This is a genomic window from Faecalibacterium sp. BIOML-A4 (assembly GCF_009679665.1).
GTDB classification, from domain to species: Bacteria; Bacillota; Clostridia; order Oscillospirales; family Ruminococcaceae; genus Faecalibacterium; species Faecalibacterium taiwanense.
In genome coordinates this window covers 78,663-95,436 of sequence record NZ_WKZG01000002.1, presented here as the reverse complement: position 1 = coordinate 95,436, position 16,774 = coordinate 78,663, and the positions used below count along the sequence as shown (strand labels likewise).

General features: G+C 53.2%; 10 protein-coding genes. All 10 read left to right on the top strand.

Annotated features, from left to right (window positions below; genetic code table 11):
* Positions 1-7 precede the first annotated feature (7 nt).
* The 10 genes from GKG34_RS02170 (at position 8) to GKG34_RS02130 (ending at position 16,773) form a co-directional block, all read left to right on the top strand.
* Positions 8-265, top strand: a complete 258-nt coding sequence (locus tag GKG34_RS02170) for a DUF4315 family protein (RefSeq protein WP_009003366.1) — start codon at positions 8-10, stop codon at positions 263-265.
* Entirely contained in the window at positions 255-1,019 is a 765-nt protein-coding gene (locus GKG34_RS02165) for a DUF4366 domain-containing protein (RefSeq protein WP_154244521.1), read from the top strand. The genes GKG34_RS02170 and GKG34_RS02165 overlap by 11 nt, the downstream gene beginning before the upstream one ends.
* Positions 1,016-1,219, top strand: coding sequence for a hypothetical protein (locus tag GKG34_RS02160; protein ID WP_009003368.1), 204 nt, complete (start codon positions 1,016-1,018; stop codon positions 1,217-1,219). Before GKG34_RS02165 ends, GKG34_RS02160 begins: the two co-directional genes overlap by 4 nt.
* Positions 1,206-3,314 (top strand): type IA DNA topoisomerase, encoded by a 2,109-nt coding sequence (locus tag GKG34_RS02155; protein ID WP_154244522.1) that lies wholly within the window; start codon positions 1,206-1,208, stop codon positions 3,312-3,314. Before GKG34_RS02160 ends, GKG34_RS02155 begins: the two co-directional genes overlap by 14 nt.
* Positions 3,311-3,589 (top strand): immunoglobulin, encoded by a 279-nt coding sequence (locus GKG34_RS02150; RefSeq protein ID WP_154244523.1) that lies wholly within the window; start codon positions 3,311-3,313, stop codon positions 3,587-3,589. The genes GKG34_RS02155 and GKG34_RS02150 overlap by 4 nt, the downstream gene beginning before the upstream one ends.
* Positions 3,590-3,595: 6 nt before the next feature.
* A complete protein-coding gene (locus tag GKG34_RS02145; RefSeq protein ID WP_154244524.1) occupies positions 3,596-6,880 on the top strand; it encodes a YodL domain-containing protein in 3,285 nt (1,094 codons plus the stop codon).
* A gap of 1 nt (position 6,881) precedes the next feature.
* Positions 6,882-7,097, top strand: coding sequence for a transposon-transfer assisting family protein (locus tag GKG34_RS02140; protein WP_014078556.1), 216 nt, complete (start codon positions 6,882-6,884; stop codon positions 7,095-7,097).
* Between the two features lie 850 nt (positions 7,098-7,947).
* On the top strand, positions 7,948-8,304 hold the full coding sequence (locus GKG34_RS15815; protein ID WP_081016879.1) for a TnpV protein: 357 nt from the start codon (positions 7,948-7,950) through the stop codon (positions 8,302-8,304).
* Positions 8,305-9,800: 1,496 nt separating this feature from the next.
* Entirely contained in the window at positions 9,801-15,965 is a 6,165-nt protein-coding gene (locus tag GKG34_RS02135) for an SNF2-related protein (RefSeq protein ID WP_341474290.1), read from the top strand.
* A gap of 1 nt (position 15,966) precedes the next feature.
* On the top strand, positions 15,967-16,773 hold the full coding sequence (locus GKG34_RS02130) for a DUF3849 domain-containing protein (protein ID WP_117472504.1): 807 nt from the start codon (positions 15,967-15,969) through the stop codon (positions 16,771-16,773).
* The last annotated feature ends 1 nt before the right edge of the window (position 16,774 follow it).

Genomic DNA, 16,774 nt, shown 5'->3' with positions numbered 1-16,774 from the left:
AACGGTTATGGCAAAAAATAAAATTGAACGTATCGACCAGGAAATTGAGAAAACCCGTGAGAAGATTGCGGAATATCAGGAAAAGCTCAAGACCCTGGAAGCACAGAAAACGGAGGCAGAGAATCTGGAAATCGTTCAGATGGTTCGTGCGTTACGCATGACTCCAGCACAGCTGAACGCTATGCTTTCCGGTGGAATGAACCACGGCAGAGATACAGCACTGTCGGAATCAAATAATCAGGAGGTTACCGCTTATGAAGAATAAAAGAATTTGCAAAACACTTTCCGCCCTTTGCCTGACAATGGTTGTGGCATTTGGCTTTACGATCCCTGCTTTCGCACAGGGGTCAGAACAGGCTCCGGCGGCACCGGCAGAGGATTCTACCAATGACAGCAATGTGATTGTGGAAGAAACAGAACCGGCACCGGCACTTACACCAGATGGCAATGCCGCTCTGGTGGATGATTTTGGTGGCAATAAGCAGCTCATTACCGTTACCACCAAGGCTGGCAACTATTTTTACATTTTGATCGACAGGGCTAATGAGGATAAAAAGACTGCTGTTCACTTTCTGAACCAGGTGGATGAAGCGGATTTGATGGCACTGATGGAAGATGAAAATGTCAAAGAGGAGTCGGCTGCTGTGTGTAGCTGTTCAACAAAATGTGAAGCAGGGGCAGTCAATACGGCCTGCCCGGTCTGCGCAACTGATAAGAGTAAATGTACGGGCAAAGCACCGGAACCTCCGGCAGAAACATCGGAGCCGGAAAAAGAGAAGCCTGCCGGATTGAACCCGGCTGCGATAGTCCTTTTGCTGGCTCTGCTGGGAGGCGGTGGCGTATTTGCCTACTTGAAGCTCGTTAAGAATAAGCCTAAGACCAAGGGCAATGACAGTCTGGACGATTATGATTATGGCGAGGAAGATTCCGAGGAATGGGAAACCGAGGATGAGGAGTCGGACGAGCCGGACGCTGACGGGGGCAGCACAGAAGAAGATGACGAGGACAGCGTGAAATGACCCGATTCACAGACAGTCCCTATGAACGCATGATGACACGCAGACCGGAGGGCGGGAAGGAAACTTCCCGTCCTCCTTCTTTACCCCACAGCCACCCCTGCTATGGCTGCGGGAATTATGGAAGACCCTGCGTAGGTATCTGTCACCGGGAAATGTCCCGATGGCTCAAAGAGAGGAGGAACCATCATGGCTCAACATAAATTGGTAATTGCCGAAAAACCATCAGTTGCCCAGAATTTGGCGGCGGTGATCGGCGCAACCGTCCGTAAGGACGGGTATCTGGAGGGCAACGGCTGGCGTGTCAGCTGGTGCGTGGGCCACCTGGCCGGTCTTGCGGATGCAGACAGCTATGACCCAAAGTATGCCAAGTGGCGATATGATGATCTGCCTATCCTGCCGGAACATTGGCAGATGGTGGTAGGAAAAGATAAGAAAAAGCAGTTTGATATTCTCAAAAAGCTGATGAATGCCCCGGATGTGACGGAAGTGGTAAATGCCTGTGATGCCGGACGCGAGGGCGAGATGATCTTCCGTAGCGTCTATGAGCTGGCAGGTTGCAAGAAGCCGATGAAAAGGCTCTGGATTTCTTCGATGGAAGACTCCGCCATAAGGGAAGGCTTTGCAAACCTGCGCCCCAGTGCGGACTATGACGGACTTCGAGATGCTGCCCTCTGCCGTGCCAAGGCCGACTGGCTGGTGGGGATCAATGCGACAAGGCTTTTTTCCGTGCTGTATCACCGTACCCTCAACATCGGGCGCGTGATGTCCCCAACACTGGCGCTCATTGTCCGGCGAGAAGCTGAGATCGACACCTTTCAGCCGATTCCCTTTTATACCGTGGCGCTGGAGCTGCTCGGTCTTACCGTATCCGGGGAGCGCATGGCGAATAAAGCCGCTGCCGAGCAGCTGAAAGAAGCCTGTCAGGGTGCAAATGTCACAATCAAAAAGGTGGAGTGCAAGGAAAAGTCCGAAAAGCCGCCTGCCCTCTATGACCTGACTACCCTGCAAAGAGATGCCAACCGCCTGCTTGGATTTACAGCCCAGCAGACCCTGGACTATCTACAAAGCCTGTATGAAAAGAAGCTCTGCACCTATCCCCGTACTGACAGCCGCTATCTGACTGGTGATATGGCAGACAGCCTGCCGTTGCTGGTGAATCTGGTTGCCAGTGCTATGCCGTTTCGCAAAGGGATCGCCATTACCTGTGATCCGCATACGGTCATCAACGATAAGAAAGTAACCGACCATCACGCAGTAATCCCTACCAGAAATCTCAAGGATGCAGACCTTTCTGCCCTTCCTGCGGGAGAAAAAGCGGTGCTGGAGCTGGTGGCCCTGCGTCTGATGTGCGCCGTAGCCCAGCCCCATATCTATTCGGAAACTGTTGTGATTGCAGCGTGTGCCGGTGGGGAGTTTACCACAAAAGGAAAAACGGTGAAGCATCCCGGATGGAAAGCACTGGAGGACGCTTACCGTGCCAAAATGAAGGATGCAGAGCCGAAAAAAGAGGGCGCAGAGAAAGCCCTGCCGGAGCTGACCGAAGGACAGACCCTTTCGGTTGCTGCGGCAATCGTCAAAGAAGGCAAAAGCAGTCCGCCTCAGCACTTTACGGAGGATACCTTGTTGTCCGCAATGGAGACTGCCGGAAAAGAGAATATGCCGGAGGACGCCGAGCGAAAAGGTCTGGGGACACCGGCCACCCGTGCCGGTATTTTGGAAAAGCTGGTATCTGCCGGTTTTCTGGAGCGAAAAAAGAACAGAAAAACGGTGCAGCTTCTTCCTTCCCACGATGCAGTTTCCCTTATCACAGTCTTGCCGGAACAGCTGCAATCGCCGCTTCTGACTGCCGAGTGGGAGTACCGCCTGGGAGAGATCGAGCGCGGGCAGCTTGCCCCTGAGAAGTTTTTGGACGGGATCAGCACCATGCTGAAAGACCTGGTGGGAACTTATCAGGTCATCAAGGGAACCGAGTACCTGTTCACTCCGCTCCGTGAGGTGGTGGGTAAATGCCCTCGCTGCGGCGTTGAAGTTGCAGAACTGCAAAAAGGCTTCTTCTGTCAGAATGATTCTTGCAAATTTGCAATCTGGAAAAATAACAAATGGTGGGCTGCCAAGAAAAAACAGCCGACCAAGGCTGTGGTGTCTGCGCTGCTGAACGATGGCTGTGTCCGTGTGACGGGGCTATATTCGGAGAAAACCGGCAAGACCTACGATGCCACTGTGGTTTTGGAGGACGATGGACAGTATGCAAATTTCAAGCTGGAATTTGACCAGCGGAAAGGAGGCAGCCGATGAAGCTCTCTTTAGTGGAACGGGAAACCATTCTCCTCTATAACCAGGCAGAATCAATGGCTGAGGTCTATACCCACGATCCCCGTCTGATGGAGAAGCTGGAACTGCTGGCAAAAAAGCACCCCGACCAGATCACCCGAAAGGACGCCCATAACTTTACCGTCCCCAAGCGGTGTGTATCAGTCCGGGAGCCATACAGCGCCGAGCGTCGCAAAGCTGCCAGTGAGCGTGCGAAAGCCGCCGGATACCAGCCCCCTGTGAAAAAGTCCGGCAGTTAAAGGCACATGGCAGAGAATGTATTTGAAGCGGTCAAGCAGTCGGTCAGCACCAGAGAAGCGGCAGAGTTTTACGGGATAAAAGTCAGTCGAACTGGTATGGCCTGCTGTCCCTTTCACGATGATAAGAACCCCAGCATGAAGGTAGACCAGCGGTTCCACTGCTTTGGTTGCGGTGCAGATGGGGATGTGATCGACTTTACCGCAAAGCTCTTTAACCTCTCCCCAAAAGAAGCGGCGGAGAAACTGGCACAGGACTTTGGCCTGATCTATGACAGTCAGGCCCCGCCCCGCAGGAGATATGTCCGGCAAAAAACCGAGGCACAGAAGTTTCGGGAGGATCGACAGCGCTGTTATCGCGTACTGTCCGATTACTACTATCTGTTGAAAAAATGGGAAGCCGACTGTTCTCCCAGGACACCGGAGGAAGAACCGCACCCCCGTTTTGTGGAAGCAATCCAGAAGAAAGCCTATGTAGAATACCTGCTGGACCTTTTCCTTTATGAAAGTGAAGAAGAACAAAAGGCATGGATTGCAGAACACACAGCAGAAATCACACACTTGGAAAGGAGATTGAAAATCATGGCTGAGAACAAACCCACCAACCGAGAACGGCTAAGGGAAATCACAGATGGCATCGAGCAGGGCATCAAAGAACTGTTTGAGAGTGAAAAGTATATGCGCTATCTGTCCGTCATGTCCCGCTTCCACCGCTATTCGGTAAACAACACCATGCTCATCTATATGCAGAAGCCGGACGCCACATTGGTAGCCGGATACAATAAGTGGAAAGACCAGTTTGAGCGTCATGTAAAAAAGGGCGAGCATGGCATTACCATCATCGCTCCCACACCGTATAAGAAGAAAATCGAGGAGCAGAAGCTGGACCCAGATACCAAGGCTCCGATTCTGGATAAAGACGGAAAGATCGTCACAGAGGAAAAAGAAATCGAGATTCCCATGTTTCGCCCTGTCAAGGTCTTTGATGTGAGTCAGACCGACGGGAAACCTTTGCCGGAGCTTGCTTCCTCCCTTTCCGGCAATGTGCCAAACTATGAGGCATTCATGGAGGCCCTGCGCCGCAGCGCACCGGTGCCGATTACTTTTGAAGCAATGGCCGCTGATACGGACGGCTATTTTTCTGCTGATCATCAGAAAATTGCCATTCGTCAGGGCATGAGTGAGGTTCAGACGGTTTCAGCCACAGTACACGAGATTGCCCACAGCAAGCTCCATGACCCTAAAAAATATGAAATGCTACCGTCATGGAAGGTTGTGCAGGAGAGTGAAGGTGGAACCAAGCATGATTTCAAGTTGGATTTTGCCACAGAAAAAGAAGCCGAACAGTTTGCTTCTGATATGGATTGGCGTTATGTGGACGAAAATCAGTTTGAATGGCGTCTTGCAGTTGAGGAAGATGCAACCGCAGAAAAACAGGCAATCAAAAACCGTCACACGGAAGAAGTGGAGGCTGAAAGCATCTCCTATGCAGTCTGCAAATATTTTGGCATTGAGACAGGAGAAAACAGCTTTGGCTATATTGCCAGTTGGAGTCAAGGCAAGGAGCTGAAAGAGTTGAGAGCCAGTTTGGAGACCATCAACAAAACCTCCGGCACTTTGATCTCCGACATTGAGCGCCACTATAAGGAAATCTGCAAAGAGCGCGGAATCGACCCTCATGCAAAGGTAGAGCCGGAACCCGCCCCGATAGAGCAGCCAGAAGATGCCGCTAAGGTATCTGATAGACAGCAGACCGGCGATCTGACCTACTATGTAGCAGAGTGCATGGAATTTCCAAACCTCGGAGAATACCACGATAACCTGTCTTTGGAGGAAGCAATCCGCATTTATCAGGAGATTCCGGCAGAACGAATGAACGGAATCAAGGGCATTGGTTTTGAGCTGAAAGACGGAAGCGACTATGAAGGACCTTTTCCGATTTTGACCGGCCAGACCATTGACCTGGACACCATCCAGGCAATCGACTATTACCGTGATAATCCTCTGGTGCAAAAAGCGGTAAAGGAACTGGCTGTGGCAATGCCGGAAATGGAAGTGCTGGGGGCGGACGCCAACCAGCAGGAGGCTTTGTTTCTGATTGACGATGCCACCTATCTTCATATCCAGTCCTGTGACAGCGGCTGGGACTATACCCTTTACGATGCCGCGTCCATGAAAGAGCTGGATGGTGGTCAGCTGGATATGCCGGAGATTTCCCGCATGAAGGCAGTTCTCCAGATTTGTGATGACAACGATTTGGGCAGAGACTCGGTAAAATACGCACCGTTGTCCATGATTGAGACCTTGCAGGAAGCTGCCTACCAGCAGATGCAGACAGAGGCCAGTCAGATGGCTGCTTCTTCCCAGCTGCCGGAAGCACAAGAGCAGGCGCTGGATGAATACCCTATGCCTGATGAGCAGGTATCCACACCGGATATGCAGGAATACGGCTACTCCTATGATGGGATGCTCCCTGTCACCAGAGAACTGGCGCTGGAACTGGATGCCGCTGGTTTGACTGTCTATGTGCTGCATGAGGACAATACGGAGAGTATGGTATTTGACCCGCAGGAAATCATGGATCATGGCGGCATTTTCGGTGTGGACCGTGAGGAATGGGAGAAAAGCCCTCAGTTCCATGAAAAGGTCATGGAGCGCCAGGAACATCAGCAGGAACGGGAACAGGCATTTCTTGCTCAGAACAGAGATTGCTTTGCCATCTATCAGGTGAGCCGTGACGATCCGCAGAATGTGCGCTTTATGAATCTGGACTGGTTACAGACCCATGATATTTCCATAGACCGCAGCAATTATGACCTCATTTACACAGCTCCTCTGAGGGAGTCTGGCACTGTGCCGGAGCAGCTGGAAAAACTATATGAGCAGTTTAATCTGCAAAAACCGGTGGATTTTCACAGTCCTTCTATGAGTGTCAGTGACATCGTTGCGATCAAGCAGGATGGTAAGGTATCCTGTCATTACTGTGACAGTGTTGGTTTTACCCAGATTCCCGGATTCCTGCCGGAAAATCCGCTGAAAAATGCGGAGATGGCCGTGGAGGACGATTACGGCATGATCGACGGTATCATCAACAATGGCGCAAAAGAGCCTGCGGTGGCAGAGCTGGAACAGCAGGCCCGCAGCGGTCAGCCCATTTCCCTGATGGATTTGGCTGCCGCTGCCCATCGGGAGGAACGGGAAAAGAAAAAGTCCGTCATGGAGCAGCTGAAAAGCCAGCCCAAGGCAGAACACAAAAAGACAGCGCCCAAAAAGAGTGCAGAAAGGGAGATTTGATATGGGAAACTTTACTTTTGAGGAAATGAACCTGATGTGCATTTACAATACCGGCAGCCGCACCGGATTGATCGACAGTCTGCGTGAGATGCGCGGCGAGCTTTCGCCAGAGGAAACGGAACTGAGGGAGCTGACCGACAGCGCCCTTTGCAAGCTCCAAACCATGACGGATGATGAATTTGCGGAATTGGAATTGTACCCGGATTTTGACCAGTAAACACCATAATCGCAGGGATGGGGTGGCAATATGCCACCCCACCTCTTTACCCAAAAACCGAAAGGAGGACAGAATACTATGCCAACCAAAGCTGAACTATATGCACAGATGGCGGAGAAGGTGACAACGCAGCTCACGGGGAGCTGGCAGGAATGGGCAGGGTTTCTCACTACTGCTTCCCGCCTTTACAAGTACCCGTTCCATGAGCAGCTGATGATCTATGCCCAGCGCCCGGACGCTACCGCCTGTGCAGAGTACGATTTGTGGAATGAAAAGATGGGCCGGTATGTAAGGCGCGGCTCCAAGGGAATCGCTCTGGTGGACGATTCCGGGGACAGACCTCGCCTGCGTTATGTCTTTGACATTTCCGACACCGGAACCCGTGAACATTCCCGCACTCCCTGGCTGTGGCAGCTGGAGGAGCGCCATCTGGATTCCGTACAGGTCATGCTGGAGCGCACCTATGATGTTTCCGGTGATGACCTTGCCGGACAGCTCACTAAGGTAGCCGGAAAACTGGCTGAGGAATACTGGACGGAGCATCAGCAGGACTTCTTCTATATCGTTGACGGTTCCTTTTTGGAGGAATATGATGAGTTTAACATCGGAGTACAGTTCAAGGCAGCAGCCACCGTCAGCATCACTTACGCTTTGATGTCCCGCTGCGGACTGGAGCCGGAACGCTACTTCGACCACGAAGATTTCATGGCAATCTTTGATTTCAATACCCCGTCAACCATCGGGGCGCTGGGAACAGCGGTCAGCCAGATCAACCAGCAGGTGCTGCGGCAGATCGGCGTTACCGTCCGAAATGCAGAGCGCGAAGCCAACCAAGAAAGGAGCAAACAAGATGAACAATCCCATGACCTATATCCAGAACGGAGACTATCTGATTCCCGACCTGAAGTTGAGCCAGCAGCCGGAGAAACCCCTGGGCAAGTACGGCAGGATGAGGAAAACCTACCTGAAGGAACATCGTCCCATCCTCTACAACCAGATGTTGCTGAGCGAGAAGTTGTACCCGCACCTTCTGGAGATCGACGAGACCGCCCAGAGCAGACTGGAGCAGATGATGCCCCAGCTGGCGAAGGAAGCGGGAGCCACCGAGGAACTGAAAGCCAGCGATCCCATGAAGTGGGTGGGGCTGATGAACACCTGCAAAGCTCAGGCCGAGGAAATCCTGATGGCGGAGCTTATCAACAGCTGACTCTAAACCTGTTCCTCTCCGAAGCAGAACAGATCCAATCCATAGATGAAGCAGAGAATGTAGCGCATACATCCTCTGCTTTTTCTTTTGCCCAAAATGACATCGACCATGTGCTGCGTTTGGGCGGCAATACAGATCGTCAGAGGGAGCGTGTGGTTGCAGCCTTTGAAAAGCAGAAAACCACCGCTGAGATTGCCGAGATACTGAAAACGCTGTACCACGGCGGCAATGGCCTTGGCAGTGTGAGCGCATGGTATGCCGAGGATGGTATCCATCTTTCACATGGGAAGTCTGTCCGTTATGACAGGTCTGCCCAGGTCATTTCCTGGGAGAGCGCCGCAGAGCGTATCGGGGAGCTTTTGGAGAGCGGCCAGTTTGCCTCCAATGTGGAGCTTGCAGAAGTGGCAGGCTATGAACGCTCCCTCCTCTCGGAAAAGCTCTGGCATCTGTATCACGATCTCAGTGAGGGTGCCAGAGAAGCCGGATATTTGTCCTGCCTGTCAGAGATCAAAGGCAATGGTTTCCCGGAGGAGACTCGCCGCCTGGCGGAGCAGATGAGTGACCTGGCTTTCCGCCAGACCCTCAAGGAAGAATACGCCGCCTTCTGGACTGCCTATCAGCAGGACCGTGACCTGTTGCGTTTTCACTATCACAGACCAAGGGAGATCTGGGAGAACCTGAAGGACCTTGACCTGCCCCGCAGGACCTTTTCTTCAGACCTTTCCCAAGTGCCAACCGTTCAGCACTTCATTACCGAGGATGAGATCGACGCCGCTATGACCGGCGGCAGCAGTTTCGCCGGAGGAAAAGGCCGTATCTATGCGTTCTTCATGGCAAACCATACGGATAAGGAGAAAGTAAGATTCCTCAAAGACGAGTATGGCATTGGCGGACGCTCTCATGCCTTGTCCGGTGCAACACACAGCGGCGAAGATCACGATGGGAAAGGACTGCACTATAAAAAGCAGGACTGCCCGGATGTTCACTTGAACTGGGAAAAGGTTGCCAAGCGCATTACCTCACTTGTCCAGAAAGAACGCTATCTTACCGAACAGGAACAGGCACAGTATGACAAGATCCAGTCTGAACAGGAACTGGCCGAAGAAGATGCCATTCAAGCCCAGCAGCCGGAGATGGATGAAGAAACACCAAAGCCTACCCTTGGGGAGCAGTTTGAGCAGTATAAGCCTGTGGTGACTGCCGCCATTTCCGAGGATACCGCATATCGCAATGCCTGCGGTCATTCTGACCGTGAAAATGCTGTCATCGAGGGTAATGCCGCTGTGCGCCGTGCGATCCTTGGTTCTAAGGATATGGAGCTGATCCGACTCTATTCGGATGTGCCGGAGTTCCGCCAGCGTCTGCACCGGGAAGTGATCGACGAAACCTATCCAAAGCTCCATGAACTTCTGCGCCCTCTTTCTCAGGAAGATATTGATACTGCCCTTTGTGCATGGAACGGCAATATCGAGAGTAAACACGCTGTTGTCCGCTATATGAAAGACCATGCAAGAGAAAAAGATACCGCCGCATGGCTGGCTCAGGAATACAGCGGCAACGACAGCAAGAGCCTATTTGTGATCCGCGCCGGAAGCCCAGAAGGGATTGAGCTGCCCTGGCCCAAGGTACAGCGCCGGATTGCCCAGCTTATCAAGGAGGACCGGTTCTATACCGAAGAAGAACAGGACCGTTTTGACGACATCGACTCAATCGCCATCCGGGAAGCTCTGGAGGAAAGAGGGATCGTCAACGGCCAGGTGGCAGACCCGGAAAAACTGGACAATGATCCGTTTATCCAACAGGTGATGTCGGATGTAGAGCAGATCGCAACTGCTGAGACAGAGCAGACTTCCGAAGTTGCTATTTCCGATGAGGAATATGATGCAGTTCGCCGCCCAACTCCGCAAAGAACATCCTATGACCCTGCTGCCCCGGTTTATGCCGTGGGCGATACCGTGTATATCGAGGATGACGCCTATCAGATCACCGAGCTGCGGGAGGACACCGTACAGCTTCTGCCCACCGGGATGGTATATCCCATCTACCGGGCAGAGCGCAAAGAACAGTTCGAGCAGCTGCTTCGGGCAGACCGCCGCAATGCTTACTATACCGAGTTTCTTCCTACTGACCCGGACAAGGCAGATCAGGACTTGCGGGATGTATTGGCTCATGGACTGATGGATGAAGCGGATAAAAAGCAGATTTCCACGCTGCTGGAATCCGGCAGGAGCAACAGCGAGATCGCCTATTGGCTGAGCAGAGCCTATTCCGGTGAGATTGAGACACTGAATCTGGAGACCGGCGATATTGCCGATTACCGTACCACGGCACAGGGCATAGAACTGGAAGTCATGGATGCAGAGGAAAAGCGTCTGGCTATGCTGTATTTCCGCTGGGATGAGGTTGCACCGTTGCTGCGCGGGATGTATGCCCGTCAGCTGGATGGCTTTGAACAGGAACGCCCCGAACCGGCTGCCGAAGCCCCGACCTTCCATTCCGAGACCGTGGCCGTCTATCCGGGCGATAAGAACAATCTGCCTTATGATGTGGTGGTGGAACGACTGCATATCGAGGAGCCGGAGCCACCAGTACCTGTGACAGAGCCGGAGAAAACTTTTGAGGAAGTGCTGGACGAACACCCGGTTTCCATTCAGGTCAATGGCCAGTGGGAGACCTTCTCCAATGCCAAAGCTGCCGAGGAAGCCTCCTATGAGGAATACAAGGCTAACCTGCGCCGCAATGCAAAAAACTTCCGCATTACCGATGAGCATTTGGGCGAAGGCGGTCCGAAAGCCAAGTTCCAGGCAAATATCAATGCGATTCGTTTGCTGAAAGAGCTGGAAGCTGCCGGACAGCAGGCAAGCCCCGAACAGCAGGAGGTTCTTTCTCGATATGTGGGCTGGGGCGGTCTCTCTGATGCGTTTGACCCGGAGAAACCGGCATGGGCTTTAGAGTATGCTCAGCTAAAAGAGCTGCTGACCCCGGAGGAATATGCCGCCGCCAGAAGCTCTACCCTCAACGCCCATTACACCAGCCCTACGGTCATTCAGGCCATCTATGAAGCGGTGGACCGTATGGGATTTGAGACCGGAAATATTCTGGAGCCGTCTATGGGTGTGGGCAATTTCTTTGGTATGCTGCCGGAGAAAATGCGAAACAGCCGTCTGTACGGCGTGGAGCTGGACCCTGTTTCCGGGCGCATCGCAAAGCAGCTCTATCCCAAGGCGGACATCACAGTAGGCGGCTTTGAGACCACCGATAGGCGTGACTTCTTTGACCTTGCCATCGGCAATGTACCTTTCGGTCAGTATCAGGTCAATGACAAAGCCTACAACAAGCTGAATTTTAGTATTCACAACTACTTTTTCGCCAAAGCACTTGACCAGGTGCGTCCCGGCGGCGTGGTGGCTTTTGTAACCTCCCGCTATACGATGGACGCCAAGGATTCCACCGTGCGCCGCTATCTTGCCCAGCGTGCCGAGCTGTTGGGAGCTATCCGTCTGCCTAATGACGCGTTCAAAAAGAATGCCGGTGCCGAGGTGGTATCGGACATCATCTTCCTCCAAAAGCGGGACCGCCCGCTGGACATTGTGCCGGAATGGACTCAAACCGGACAGACGGAGGACGGATTTGCCATCAACCGGTATTTTATCGACCACCCGGAAATGGTGCTGGGCAGACAGGAGCCGGTAAGCACTGCTCATGGTATGGACTACACCGTGAACCCTATCGAGGGACTGGAGCTTTCCGACCAGCTGCATGATGCGGTGAAGTATATTCATGGCACTTATCAGGAGGCAGAGCTGCCGGAGCTGGGCGAAGGCGAAGCTATTGACACCTCCATTCCTGCCGACCCCAATGTGAAGAACTATTCCTATGCCATTGTAGACGGGCAGGTGTACTACCGGGAAAACAGTCGTATGGTGCGCCCGGATCTCAACACCACCGCAGAAGCCCGTGTAAAAGGTCTTGTGGGACTGCGTGATTGTGTGCAGGAACTGATCGACCTTCAGATGGATGCAGCGGTTCCGGACAGCACCATTCGGGAGAAGCAGGCGGAACTGAACAGCCTCTATGACAGCTTTTCTGCCAAATACGGTCTCATCAATGACCGTGCAAACCGTCTGGCCTATGCAGATGATTCTTCCTATTACCTGCTCTGTGCGCTGGAAGTCATCGACGAGGACGGAAAGCTGGAGCGCAAGGCGGATATGTTCACCAAGCGGACCATCAAGCCCCATCAGGCGGTGGCTGTGGTGGATACGACAAGTGAAGCACTGGCGGTGTCCATCTCGGAAAAAGCCTGCGTGGATATGGACTATATGAGCCAGCTTACCGGAAAAACAAAAGAAGAACTGGCCGGAGAGCTGCAAGGCGTAATCTTCCGTGTACCGGGACAGCTGGAGAAAGACGGCACACCCCATTATGTGACTGCTGATGAATACCTCTCCGGCAATGTACGCCGCAAACTGCGTCAGGCGCAACGGGCCGCACAGCAGGACCCGGTTTATGCAGTCAATGTGGAAGCTCTTACCGCCGCCCAGCCCAAAGACCTGGATGCGTCGGAGATTGAGGTGCGTCTGGGCGCTACCTGGATCGACAAAGAGTACATCCAGCAGTTTATGTACGAAACCTTCAACACCCCGTTTTATCTCCAGCGCAGCATCGAGGTCAACTATTCGTCCTTTACCGCTGAATGGCAGATCAAGGGGAAATCTTCCGTATCCTACAACGATGTGGCAGCTTATACCACCTATGGGACCAGTCGTGCCAATGCCTATAAGATTTTAGAGGACAGCCTGAACCTGCGAGATGTCCGTATCTATGACACCATAGAGGACGCAGACGGAAAAGAGCGCCGCGTGCTGAACGCCAAGGAGACCACCCTGGCTGCCCAAAAACAGCAAGCTATCAGGGAAGCCTTTAGGGACTGGATCTGGAGAGACCCGGAACGCCGCCAGACTTTGGTGCGCCAGTACAACGAGGAAATGAACTCTACCCGTCCCCGTGAATATGATGGCAGCCACATCACTTTTGGAGGGATGAACCCGGCCATTACCCTGCGGGAACACCAGAAAAGCGCCATTGCCCATGTGCTGTATGGAGGAAATACCCTGTTGGCACATGAAGTAGGCGCAGGCAAAACTTTTGAAATGGTAGCTGCTTCGATGGAAGCCAAACGCCTGGGCCTGTGTCAAAAATCTCTCTTTGTGGTGCCCAACCACCTGACAGAGCAGTGGGCGTCGGAGTTTCTGCGTCTCTATCCTTCCGCCAATATCTTAGTCACCACAAAAAAGGACTTTGAGACCCATAACCGCAAAAAGTTCTGCGCTCGTATTGCGACGGGTGATTATGATGCCATTATCATGGGACACAGCCAGTTTGAGCGTATCCCCATCAGCCGGGAGCGTCAGGAACGGCTTCTCTATGAACAGATCGACGAGATCACTGAGGGGATTGCAGAGGTACAGGCCAGTGGCGGCGAGCGTTTTACCGTCAAGCAGCTGGAGCGTACCAGAAAGTCTCTGGAAGCCAGACTGGAAAAGCTGCAAGCCGAAGGGCGAAAAGACGATGTGGTAACCTTCGAGCAGCTGGGTGTGGACCGTTTGTTTGTGGACGAGGCCCACAACTATAAAAACCTGTTTCTATACACAAAAATGAGGAATGTGGCAGGCTTATCCACATCGGACGCGCAGAAATCCTCCGATATGTTTGCCAAGTGCCGCTATATGGACGAGATTACCGGAAACCGTGGCGTTATCTTTGCAACCGGAACCCCGGTCAGCAACTCCATGACCGAGCTTTACACCATGCAGCGGTATCTCCAGTATGACCGCCTGCAGGAACTGAACATGACCCATTTCGACTGCTGGGCCAGCCGTTTCGGAGAAACCGTCACGGCGCTGGAACTGGCCCCGGAGGGAACCGGCTATCGGGCGCGCACTCGATTCTCCAAGTTTTTCAACCTGCCGGAGCTGATGAACCTGTTCAAAGAAGTGGCGGACATCAAGACCGCCGACCAACTGAACCTGCCCACCCCGGAGGTGGAATACCACAACATCGTGGCGCAGCCTACCGAACATCAGCAGGAAATGGTCAAGACCCTTTCGGAGCGCGCATCGCTGGTACACAGCGGAACCGTTGACCCGTCCCAGGACAATATGCTCAAGATTACCTCGGATGGCCGTAAGCTGGGCCTGGACCAGAGAATCGTCAACCAGATGCTGCCGGATGAACCTAGCACAAAGGTCAATCAGTGCGTGGACAACATCATGCAGATCTGGCGGGATGGCAAAGCTGACAAGCTGACCCAACTGGTGTTCTGCGACATTTCTACACCGCAGGCAAAAGCTCCTGCAAGCAAGGCGGCGAAAACGCTGGATAATCCACTGCTTCACGCATTGGAAGGCTCTGTGCCTCTGCCGGAGCAGGAACCGGTCTTTACGGTATATGACGATATTCGTCAGAAACTCATTGCTCAGGGAATGCCTGCCGACCAGATCGCTTTTATCCATGAAGCCAATACCGAAGTGCGGAAAAAGGAGCTGTTCTCTAAGGTCCGTACCGGTCAGGTTCGTGTCCTTTTGGGCAGCACCGCCAAGATGGGCGCAGGCACCAATGTGCAGGACCGTCTGGTGGCACTTCATGACTTGGACTGTCCGTGGAGACCGGGAGACCTTGCCCAGCGCAAGGGCCGTATCGAGCGCCAGGGTAACCAGAATCCTCTTGTCCATGTGTACCGCTATGTGACCGAAGGAACCTTTGACGCATACCTCTGGCAGACGGTGGAGAATAAGCAAAAATTCATCAGTCAGATCATGACTTCTAAATCGCCGGTGCGTTCCTGCGATGATGTGGACGAAACGGCGCTTTCCTTTGCCGAGATCAAAGCCCTGTGCGCCGGAGATCCCCGCATCAAGGAGCGTATGGATTTGGATGTGGAGGTATCCCGCCTGAAGCTGATGAAAGCCGACCACCAGAGCAAGCAATATCGTCTGGAGGACCAGTTGCTCAAATACTTCCCGGAGGAAATTGAAAAGCACAAAGGTTTTATCATGGGCTTTGAATCTGACCTGGAGGTTTTGGCAGCGCACCCGCACCCGGAGGACGGTTTTGCTGGTATGGAAATCCGTGGCGATCTGCTGACCGATAAGGAGAACGCCGGTGCAGCCCTTTTGGATGCCTGCAAGGAGGTCAAAACCTCCGATCCGGTGCAGATCGGCAGCTACCGGGGCTATGCCATATCCGTGGAATTTTCCGCTTGGAAACAGGAGTATACGCTCCTGCTGAAAGGACGGATGACCCACCGGGCAACCCTTGGTACAGACCCTCGCGGAAATCTTACCCGTATCGACAATGCCCTCGCCCAGATGCCCCAGCGTCTGGAGGCGGCAAAGGCTCAGCTGGATAACCTCTATCAGCAGCAGGCTGCCGCAAAGGAGGAAGTCGGAAAGCCATTCCTTTATGAAGAAGAACTGCGAAGCAAAAATGCCCGTCTGGTGGAGCTGGATACTTTGCTGAACATCGACGGAAAGGGACAGGCACACGCCGAGGCTGTTGTTGCCAAAAGCACACGGACTTCGGTGCTGGACAGCCTGAAGCGCCCGGTGACGCCCCGCAGTACAGACAAGAAACCAAAACAGCATGAGGAGGTGCGATAACATGAGTACAAACGATTTGAATACGGCTCTTTATGAAAAGATGGCTACCGAACAGGACAAGTTCCGGGACTGGCTGAAAAGCCAGCCCCCGGAAGAAGTCTTAAACCATGCCTATGAGTACACCATCCGCGAGGACATCGTGATGGCAATGGAGGAATTGGAGTTGACCGATGCCCAGGCCCAGGCGCTTTTGGATTCCCCCTCGCCGCTGGCTGATGTGTACCGTTATTTTGAAAAGCTGGAGACCGGCTACATGGATGTGATCCGGGACAGCATTGAAAACCGTGCCGATGATGTGTGCAAGGCGCAGGAAGAATTACGAACTGCCCCGCTCTACCCCCATTCTGCCGCCTATGCGTCCGAGCATGGAGAGATGGCACAATATAACCGTTCGTATCAGGCGAACAGCGCCTGCAAAGAAGCCATTGAGCAGACCATCAGCGCCCACTATGCAGAGAACCGGCTGGATACGGAGGTGGCGGTCAAAGATGTGCTGGAAAAGTTCGGGGCGGAACGGGTACAATTCATTCTTGCCAACACCATCCAGCACAAGAACCATGACGGGCGTATCTCTCAGGACAATAAAGCCTGGGCAAAAACCATTCCCATGCCGGAGGACAGCGATGCTTCCCGCCACTGTGCCTATCTGGTTGTGGATGGGGTCAATCCCGGTTTGACCGACCTGTTCACCAGACAGTTCCGAAAAGTCGCTCAAGAACAGCAGAAAAGTTCTGTCCTGCAAAAGCTCAAGCAGGAACCGCCTGCCCGCAAGCCTGCCGCCCCGAAAAAACGGGAGCCGGAGCGATAAC